Raw genomic sequence first — 9,313 nt, forward strand, 5'->3', positions numbered from 1 at the left:
CAGACCTTTCTGAAACTGCACCCTATTCATCGCCATGACTCACACTCCCGTCGAGAACATGGCTTCAGCATCCCTCGCTGCCGTCGCACATCATGCGACTTGCAACTGAGGTTCGACGCTAATCAGGAAGAGGCATGAGGCAGCGAACGATTTTTGTTGATCGTTCGGACTACCGCCCGCATGAGCCCGTATACACTTACCGATAGCTCCACGGCCTTCCAAATAGCGCAAGTCGACTTCCGTCATTTTTTGATCACTATCGTCATGGGGTTCTTGGGCTTCTACATTATGTCCGCTTTGGGTCGACAAGAGACCTTCAACCGGATGGTCAACTGCCTGGCGACACTGGTCAGCTCACCTGCCGGATGTGGTCAGTTGTGATGGCAATGCGTGGTCAATTGCTTGGCAATACGCAAATGGCCGGTTCCCCCGCCAGCATGGGCTGCATGGACGGCGTTGCTGCGATCCAGGGCCAACGGGTAATGACAAAAAAAGACCTGATCTCACCCTTGGCAGCTCACAAGGAGGGATCAGTCATGGGTAAGAACCAGGTTGTCGAGCTGTACTACCAACTTCCCGAAGCTGCGCACGAACAACTGTGCGGTACACGCGCTGAGATCCGGCTGCTTGCCGATCTCAGCGCGCGCATCAGCGACGAAGCGGACGATCTCCAGCTGTCGCCCAAGGCGCTGACCCGATGTTTCGATCGCCTGGCCGGTGAGTCGTCCGTCGCCTTGCATGAGAGCTTCTGGCCGGCGAAGCGTGGCTGGATCGCAAGGGTTCGCCCTCGCTGCCAGGCTCGTTCTGGCTGCAGCGGGAAGCAATGGTCCCCGCCCACTTTTAACGCCCTCCGGTGCCCGTCTTGCGCACGAGCACCTGGAACGCCGTGGAGGTCTGCGCGTCGGTGAAGTTGCAGTGCCCATGGCCCGTTGGTGCGAGGACGGTCAGCAACCCGCCATGACCCGCCGCCCGCACCTGGTCAGGATAGATGGGATGAAATCGCGCGGGGATGGTTTGGTCGAAGGCGTTCCACTGCATCACCAGCGGCACCTCGATTTGGCCAGTCAACGTGACGTTGCGGCGAGCATAGGCCATGGCGGCGCGCGTGGCGGCATAGCGGTGCACCTGGCGGTTGAAGGCGGCGTCGTCGCCGAAGCCGTGGTACACGGTCGCGCGGTTGTCCACCGGCATGCCGCCAGCACGCTGCTCGAGTTCACGCAGCGCCATGTAATAGAGCATCAGCGCGCCGGGCAGCCTTTCGGGTGTTTCCTGCAGACGCTTTTCCAGCAGCGCGGCCTCCTTCGGGTGCGTTTGCAGCGCCTTGGCGAAGATGGCCGGAGGGATGAACGGTGGCGAGTCGGCAGCGTCCAGGTTCGGCAGCACGCCGGGAATCAGGCCATCGAAGGCCACCAGCGGTGTGACTGCGGCGCGCGATATGAGTTCGGGTGTCGAGACGGTCGCGCCGCACGTGACCAGCGCACCGGCATAGACGTGCCGGTAGCGCTCGATGCTTGCCACGGCCTCCAGGCCGCCCAGCGAGAAGCCGTAAATGTAGGTATGGGCTGGACGGGCGACGGCGCGAATAAAGTATTGGCGAAGACGTTCGTTATCGACGATGGCATCGCCCACAGCCCAGCCTTGCGATGCGTATTCGCTCTGTGCAACGGCGTAACCCTGCTTGAGAAAGACGGGCGTGGCGTCGGCTGCCGCCATCGGCGTCGTCCGCGGCGCGCCCGCGGGCTGGTAGCCGTGCATCAGCATGACCAGGTCGCCGTTCCAGCCGGCAGGGATATCGATGCGGTAGGGCGCGCCATATAGCGTGCCGGCATGAGTGCCTGGCTTCAGATCGGCAGCGAGCGCAGGCAGAGAGCCGATGCCGATGCAAGCCGCCAACACGAGCCAAACGCCGGTCAGTCGAACCTTCCGCAGCGGCTTTCGCATGATGCCGTCCCTATAGTGGTGAGCGCAGGAAAAGATCGAATCAGGAGATGGCGTTCATCACCGTGGAAACAACATGCCAGCCTGCCGCATCGTGCTTCATGACGGCCGTGAACCAACCTGCGCATAGCGGGCTGCAGTAATAACCGTAGGGCACGTCGTAGTTCCCATCGGAGCGACGCACGGGCAAGCCGACTGAAAACCGCGTGTCGAGGCCGACATCCCCGGCGCCTTGCTTCCAGGCACTTCCAGGGTAGGTCTCTATGCCATCGCGCTTGAGGCTGGCCACGATATCGGGAGACAGATCGACAAGCCCTTTGGCATCCTGGGATGGGAGACTCACGAAATAGCGAGATCGCGTCGGACCGGCCTTCGAAGACCGATCGGCACTACGTTGATACCGGATCAGAGTTTCAGCCATGAGCTGCAAGTCAGGCGCAGGATAATTCCTGGCCATGACCTCGGCTTCCGCCTTCAACCGTGCCTCGACCACCGTCTGATGGATATCTTCCCGGACAACGCAGCCAACCGCCGGCAGGAGCTGAAGGCAGGCCAGACCGGTCGACTCGTTCATCGTCGCGACAAAGCGTTTCGTAGAGTTCGAATCCACCAAGGCCTCGATGCCGACCATCCACTCTCGGGTCGACGGTTCAAAACGTATGGCCTCGGTGGAATAGGAATGACTGTGCGTCGCTTTCGCGGCAAGCTTCAATGCGATATTCATGGCCGCTTGGGCAGAAAGCGTGGGCGGAACCTCGTTCGCTGCGACGGGCAGTAATGAGCTGCCTGTCCAGGCGATAACGGCACTCCATAGCAATCGCAAACGATAGCCCGACCTCATGATCTTCTCCCGAGACGATGCCTGGCGGTGGTCACGTTTAGTCTAGCCCGGACGAAGACCAGTTGCGGGTTTGCACCTGAGGTCGTCCGCAACTTCCGCTACAGGTCAACGTCCATCTGTCGCGATCCAAGGGACGCCGGGTAAAAGACCTGAGCCCACGTACGGTGCTGGCGCCACGCGCGCAACTGCGCGACTGTCCGCAAGCCCCATTTCGCTACGAACCAATGGCCATCCAAACTCCAAACGCTGCAAGCGGAACGATGGTCGTTGACGCTGCAATGAGCGATCTGATCTTGGCTTCCGAGTATCCGAATCCAGCCAGCCACATAGCGCCAACTACCAAGATCATTCCTGCAAAGAAGATCACCCAATAGAAGCGGTTTTCCGCCTCTATTACTTCGTGCGGCAGCCTCGGATTCGGGTCCCCGAGATGAGCAAACAGCCCCAGGCACGACATCGCCCATCCACTGGCAGTCGAGCACAATGCAACGTTGGCAGCTGTGGCCTTCCTCATATGTTCGAGCCCTTGATTTCGCCCCTGAAATCGGAATTGTCGATGCGACAGGCTGGCTGCCCGATATTCGCTATGGGTCGACCACTGCCAGTCCCAAATTGTGGATGTCGCCGAAAGCAGATGTTCCGCAGGATACATCTCACGCAGCGCCGTCGGTCAGCGTGGTACCGCTCCAACCCGCAATGTGGGCAGCTGCGTCCATTGGTCAAGTGACGTGTCGTGTCGATATGAAACCGGTGTACATGGATCCGGTCTGCTGGATTGGCACCAGATGCATAACCAAACGCAGGGCCGTCGCTCTGGAATGGGCGATCAACCAGCCGACCTCGCGGTAGCAGGAATGCCCTGGGTCTTATTGATAAGCACACGAATGCTTGGGCCATCGCCGCGATCCTGATCGTGCGCCACGGGAAATAAAGCGCCCCAGTAAAGCTTCCGGGTTGTTTCGTCCGTATCGATTATTCGCCATGCCGTCAGGGCGCACATGACAGGATCATGGCCGGTACATGTCACCACGTTGACGCGGCGCAGCAATTCAAATAGGGTCAAATGGTCGTGGGGTGAAGTTGATCAACATTCCGCGATCTTGCGGTGGGGGCTGCAAGTTTCAAATATTCCGACAACGGAATTTTGCGTCAGTCCATTCACTGCATTGGGGAAAAATCATGATAGATCGATTCTTGCGGCGCCCGCTGGCTGCCGCCCTGCTGCCTTTGCTAGGCGTGAGCCTGGCGCTTGCGGCAACCATGACACGGGCTCAAGACGCCACACCGCCGCCCGACAAGAAGGACATCAAACAGCTGCAACAAGTGATCGTGACCGGTACCCGCGCCAGCGACCGTACCGTGGGCGAATCGCTCTCCCCGATCGATGTACTGACCCCGGCAGACATCAAAGCCAGTGGCGGCACCGATCTGGGCAGCGCACTGAACAGCTTGCTGCCTTCGCTTGATTTCCCCCGCCCCGCCATCAACGATGGCAATGACGCGGTCCGCCCGGCCACCTTGCGCGGTCTGTCACCCGACGATGTATTGGTGCTGGTCGACGGCAAGCGCTATCACACCAGCGCGCTGGTGAACTATCTCAATACCGCGGTGGGCCGTGGCTCGGCACCGGTGGATATTGCCACCATCCCGATCTCGGCGATCGACCATATCGAAGTGCTGCGCGACGGCGCGGCCGCCCAGTACGGCTCCGATGCCATCGCCGGCGTGATCAACGTGGTACTCAAGCACGGCGCCGCGAAAGGCAACAACGAAATCACCGTCAATGGCGGCATCATGGACAAGGGTGATGGCGCGCAGAATGGCGTGCAGGGTTCCGTGGGCATCGATCTTGGCGATGCCTCCAGCGGCAAGGCGCCCGGCTGGGCACGGCTGGCGTGGAACTACCAGAACGCGATGAACACCCAGCGCGCGGAAAACTCGGATATCTCCACCACCATTGCGCCCACCATCAGCGCGATCCCGTATGAGCGCTATGGTGACCCGGCCGTGGTCACCAAACAGGCCTTGATCAATTTCGGCTACACGCTGACGCCGAACATGGAGCTTTACGGCTACCTCAACGCCGGTCGGCGCGACGTCACCTCCAACGGCTACTGGCGCCGCTGGTTCCAGACCCGCAACGTGCAGGAGGTCTATCCGAACGGCTTCCTGCCGCAGATCGTCAACCACAGCGACGACTATGCCGCCGTGCTGGGCGTGAAGGGCATGACCGCCGGCAACTGGCACTGGGATCTCTCTGCCGACTACGGCGAAAATCTCCTGACGTTCGATATCCAGAACAGCATCAACACCAATCTCTATCGCACAACGGGTTCTTCGCCGACTTATTTCCATGCCGGCGTGTTCCGCAACAAGCAAGGCGTGGTCAACCTCGACCTCAACAAGGAATTCAGCTGGGGCTTCCTGCCCAACCCGGTAACCCTGGCGTTCGGCGGCGAGTACCGCAACGAGCGCTACGTCATGAATGCCGGCGAGCCGGCTTCGTATTTCTTCGACCCCAGCACCATCGTTCCCGGTTCGGCCACCCCGAGCAATCCGTCGGGCACGCCTTACCCGGGCGGTTCACAGGTGTACCCAGGCATTGCCCCGTCGGAAGCCGGCAGCTTCGGCCGCAACAGCTATGCCGCCTACGTGGACCTGGAGTCCGACATCAGCGACAAGCTTTCGGCCGGCGTAGCCGCGCGCTATGAAAATTACAGCGATGCCGGCTCGACCCGTTCGGGCAAGATTTCGATGCGGTACCAGCTTACCGACACCTTCGCCTTGCGCGGCACGGTGTCCAACGGCTTCCGTGCCCCCTCGCTGGCCCAGCAGAACTACCAGTCCGTGGTGACCCTGCTGCAGGATGGCGTGCTGACCCAGGTGGGTACGTTCCGCACATCCTCGCCGGTCGCCATCGCCCTCGGCGCCAAGCCGCTGACGCCGGAAAAATCCAGCAACTATGGTCTGGGCGCGGTATGGCAACCGACCAATGACTTCAGCGCCACGTTGGATACTTACCAGATCCGCATCTGGCATCAGGTTCTGTACACCGACCAGCTTACGGTCGTACCGACGCCGGCCAACGGCGAAGTCGGCGCTGCGCAGTTCTTCGTCAATGCCGGCACCACGCGCACCCGCGGCGTGGATCTGATCGGCAACTACCGGATGGATCTTTCCGGTCTCGGCAAGCTGAATCTCACGGTCAGCGGCAACTACAACCACACCAAGGTCCTGGAAGTGAGCACGCCTGCGTTCGGTCGCGACAGCCAGGGCCTGCTTACCGACTCTACGCCGCGCACCAAGTTCGTGGTGGCCGGCGACTGGCTGTTCCACCATTTCGACGTGCATGCCAACGTGACGCGGTACGGAGCCATCACCCGACTGGGCGATCTGCCGGATGCCTCGCAGGATCAGACGTTCGCCGCCCGCTGGCTGCTGGACCTGGCCACGAGCTACAACTGGAACGACTGGACCTTCACCGTGGGTGCCGACAACGTCACCAACGCGTATCCGACCAAGGCTTCGTACAACAACTTGTACGAAGACCGACCGGATGGCCTGCAGTATTCCTCACTGTCCCCGTTCGGCTTCAACGGCCGCTACTGGTACGGCAAGGTCACTTACCGCTTCTGATCCGGCGGGCAAGGCAGTAAAGAAGGTGCACACCCGGATCGCCTCGGCAACCGAGGCGATCCGGGTTGGGGGCGGCAACGATCGCGGCCGGCTCCACATCGTAAGCCGGGACTGGCCGTGATCGCCCGCGAACGGATGGCCAAAGCACATTGCCAGGGCGGCAGTTCAGCATGGAAAGCGGGCATTACGAATGTGTACCGTCAGGAGTTTTCGCCGGTTCAAGATTACGGGTGGACACTAGCGTTCCCCACGGAACGGAACTGGTGCCATCCTGCTCGATGGCAAAAAGAGCAGCGCGGAAAATCAGACCTCCGTAACGACTAACTACGTCCGGAAAAGCCGTTTCACCAGGACGCGAGGCGGACCTGGAAAATGCTTTCCTGTTGTGAAATCGCGGCGCGCGCTTTCCCTTTGGTTGCTTCAGCCGTCTTGGTTATGCCGCGCACAATAGGAAAGTCAGCTTTGGCCCGCCGGAGGCGATCGCCACCGAACATAAGTGCAATGGATGGTGGGCACGAGCAAGGCCTACTTGCGAGCCCGTGCCCTGTTGTATCCGGTCTATCGAAATTGCTTTGCGAAAATTCGTATCGGCTCGACAATTTCTGCTTTCCTGTGCTTGGCCGGAAGCGACGAACGGCACCGCGGTGGTAGGTTTCCATACGGTTCAACGGCGGGGCATCAGGCATGAAGACGTGGCGCGCATGGCCATTCACCTTGGCGCTGGCCTGTTTGGTGGGCGGCCTTGTGCCCACGACCCGCGCCGAGCAGCCCGTCCGTCACATCGACGTCGATGTGCACGGCCCGAAGGCGTCGCTCGATCGCTTTTTCAATCTGTCGGTAGGCTCGGACTATCCAGGAACGCTGATCCGCGCCGACAGCCTCGCGCAGCTGGGCACCCAACGCCAGGAACTGGGCTTCCGCTACGTCCGTTTCCACGCCATCTTCCACGACGTACTCGGAACCTACCGCGAGGTGCAAGGCAAGCCGGTCTACGACTGGACCAGGATCGACTACCTCTACGACCACCTCCTCGCCATGGGTGTGCGGCCATTCGTCGAACTGGGGTTCACCCCCGAAGCGATGAAGACCTCGGACCAGCACATCTTCTTCTGGAAGGGCAACACCTCGCATCCGCAGATGGATAGATGGACCGGGCTGGTCGCTGCTTTCGTACGCCACCTGGAACAGCGCTACGGCAGGCGGGAAATCCGCAGCTGGTATTTCGAAGTCTGGAACGAGCCGAATCTGGCCGGCTTCTGGCAGGACGCCGACCAGGCGGCCTATTTCCACCTCTACGATGTCACCGCGCGCACCATCAAGCGCATCGATCCGAAGCTGCGGGTCGGCGGCCCGGCCACCGCAGGTGCCGCGTGGATTCCGGCGTTCATCGCCCACGTCGCGCGGGTGCGGGCGCCGCTGGATTTCATCACCACGCATACCTACGGCGTGGACGGCGGCTTCCTCGACCAGGACGGCAAGGCCGACACCAAGCTCTCGCCTTCGCCCGATGCGATCGTTGGCGACGTGCGCCGGGTGCGCGCGCAGATCCAGGCGTCACCCCGGCCGGCGCTGCCGCTCTACATCACCGAATGGAGCACCAGCTATACCCCGCGCGACGCGGTGCACGACTCGTACGTGAGCGCCGCCTACATCCTCGCCAAGCTCAAGGCCAGCGAAGGCCTGGCCCAGGGCATGAGCTATTGGACCTTCAGCGACCTGTTCGAAGAGCCCGGCCCGCCGACCGCACCGTTTCAGGGCGGTTTCGGCCTGATGACGCCTGAAGGCATCCGCAAGCCGGCCTACTTCGCCTATAAGTACCTCAACGCGCTGGGCCAGACCGAACTGAAGACCACGGACACGCAGAGCCTCGCGACGTGGGACGACGGCGTGCTCAAAGCCCTCGTCTGGGATTTCGTCACGCCCCGGCAGGACAAGACCGACCGCGACTTCTACACCAAGGTTCTGCCCGCCGGTTCCGCTCCGCCGGTGAGCGTCGACCTGAAACACCTGCGCCCGGGCACGTACCGGGTCGAGATCCACCGCACCGGCTTCGACGCCAACGACGCCTATACGGCTTACTTGCGCATGGGCTCGCCGGCAACACTGAACACGGAGCAGCTGCGAAAACTTCAGGACGCGACCCGGGACATTCCTGAGGTGCGCCAGCTGACCATCGGCCCGACAGGTGCCGCCACCCTGCGCATTCCGATGCGGACCAACGACGTCGTGCTCGTCGTCGTGAAGAAGGCACCGCTTCAGCACTAAAGATTCGGCATAGCAATCGGGGCATGCGTGCACCGGAGCGATCGCATTACGCGACCGATCGGCGCTGACCAGGCGCCGACCAGCATGATCAGCCGAAGGCCAGCGTCGGCCGGCAGAAACCGACCCGTTGCTGCCGGTCGCGAGCTTCACCTTTCAAGCCTATTTCCCGAGAGTGACTGCAGGCACCTGGCAATACGAGTGGGTCTAATGCACTACATCAACTCGCCTCGGGTGCGCTTCCATCTGGGCTTCCTTTTCTTTTCCTGATTCCCCACATTACGCATCCAACGTTGCGAGCCGATAACTCAGCGGCGGCGTCCGCGCCGCGGCGACGATGAGGCGCGACACCAGAGCAGCCAAGTCGAAGCGACGGTTGAAGCGGTAGCAGAACTCGGATAAATAGCGCTGCAGGTACTTCGGACGTAGCGCATGGTAGGTGCCATGCAGCGCGTTTTTGACGTTACCCAGCATCGTATTGACCCACGCGAAAATGGGATGCCCCAGATCGGGGACGCCGCCGCCGGTGGGGATGGCGGTATGCGTGCAATCGGCATCGGTCACGCCCGGAAAACACTTCAGCCCGTCGGTGACGACCGCCGTGCCCGGCGCCAGATGGCGTTGGGCCCACGCGGC

At 61.5% G+C, this 9,313-nt stretch carries 6 protein-coding genes; 3 read left to right on the top strand and 3 right to left on the bottom strand.

Features of this window, described 5'->3' with window-relative positions; translation table 11 throughout:
* Positions 1-536: 536 nt before the first annotated feature.
* Positions 537-908, top strand: a complete 372-nt coding sequence (locus tag ACFPPB_RS19865; protein WP_377330335.1) for an XAC0095 family protein — start codon at positions 537-539, stop codon at positions 906-908.
* Here ACFPPB_RS19865 and ACFPPB_RS19870 read toward each other — a convergent pair.
* On the bottom strand, positions 841-1,941 hold the full coding sequence (locus ACFPPB_RS19870) for an alpha/beta hydrolase (protein ID WP_377330325.1): 1,101 nt from the start codon (positions 1,939-1,941) through the stop codon (positions 841-843). The two genes, ACFPPB_RS19865 and ACFPPB_RS19870, sit on opposite strands and share 68 nt — an antisense overlap.
* Before the next feature lie 40 nt (positions 1,942-1,981).
* A complete protein-coding gene (locus ACFPPB_RS19875; protein WP_377330327.1) occupies positions 1,982-2,779 on the bottom strand; it encodes a hypothetical protein in 798 nt (265 codons plus the stop codon).
* 1,179 nt (positions 2,780-3,958) lie between these two features.
* On the opposite strand from ACFPPB_RS19875, the gene ACFPPB_RS19880 reads away from it, so the two are divergent.
* Positions 3,959-6,415, top strand: a complete 2,457-nt coding sequence (locus ACFPPB_RS19880; protein ID WP_377330329.1) for a TonB-dependent receptor plug domain-containing protein — start codon at positions 3,959-3,961, stop codon at positions 6,413-6,415.
* A gap of 684 nt (positions 6,416-7,099) precedes the next feature.
* Positions 7,100-8,680: a GH39 family glycosyl hydrolase gene (locus tag ACFPPB_RS19885; protein ID WP_377330331.1), complete on the top strand. Its 1,581-nt coding sequence runs from the start codon at positions 7,100-7,102 to the stop codon at positions 8,678-8,680.
* 276 nt (positions 8,681-8,956) lie between these two features.
* Here the strand turns inward: ACFPPB_RS19885 and ACFPPB_RS19890 are convergent.
* A partial coding sequence (locus ACFPPB_RS19890) for an IS1595 family transposase (protein ID WP_377330333.1) occupies positions 8,957-9,313 on the bottom strand: 357 nt, incomplete at its 5' end.

It is taken from the genome of Rhodanobacter terrae, assembly GCF_042657005.1.
Taxonomy (GTDB): Bacteria; Pseudomonadota; Gammaproteobacteria; order Xanthomonadales; family Rhodanobacteraceae; genus Rhodanobacter; species Rhodanobacter terrae.

Coding starts and splice junctions, on each gene's coding strand:
- ACFPPB_RS19865 (WP_377330335.1), top strand. CDS start 537: ATGGGTAAGAACCAGGTTGTCGAGCTGTACTACCAACTTCCCGAAGCT.
- ACFPPB_RS19870 (WP_377330325.1), bottom strand. CDS start 1,941: ATGCGAAAGCCGCTGCGGAAGGTTCGACTGACCGGCGTTTGGCTCGTG.
- ACFPPB_RS19875 (WP_377330327.1), bottom strand. CDS start 2,779: ATGAGGTCGGGCTATCGTTTGCGATTGCTATGGAGTGCCGTTATCGCC.
- ACFPPB_RS19880 (WP_377330329.1), top strand. CDS start 3,959: ATGATAGATCGATTCTTGCGGCGCCCGCTGGCTGCCGCCCTGCTGCCT.
- ACFPPB_RS19885 (WP_377330331.1), top strand. CDS start 7,100: ATGAAGACGTGGCGCGCATGGCCATTCACCTTGGCGCTGGCCTGTTTG.